The sequence below is a fragment of the Corynebacterium sp. HMSC077D03 genome (assembly GCF_001808545.1).
In the GTDB taxonomy this organism is placed as follows: domain Bacteria; phylum Actinomycetota; class Actinomycetes; order Mycobacteriales; family Mycobacteriaceae; genus Corynebacterium; species Corynebacterium simulans.
Genome location: NZ_KV793705.1, coordinates 1 through 206 on the forward strand (window position 1 = coordinate 1; position 206 = coordinate 206).

Sequence of the window (206 nt, forward strand, 5' to 3'; positions counted from 1 at the left end):
AACTTGCAGGTTATGCGCTCGCAGACCACATGCGAGTGTCACTGGTCGTCGATGCAATAGCCCACGCGCACGGTGTGCGTGGCAGTCTTGACGGGGCTGTATTCCATTCCGATCACGGCAGTGTGTACACCTCACAAGCCTTTAGGAGCTATTGCTCGTCGTTGGGTGTGCGCCAATCCATGGGCGCGGTAGGAACGAGTGCGGAT

Annotated in this window: 1 protein-coding gene; it reads left to right on the plus strand. The window is 57.8% G+C overall.

The window, feature by feature from the left end:
* A partial coding sequence (locus HMPREF2888_RS12630) for a DDE-type integrase/transposase/recombinase (protein WP_141744860.1) occupies nt 1-206 on the plus strand: 206 nt, incomplete at both ends.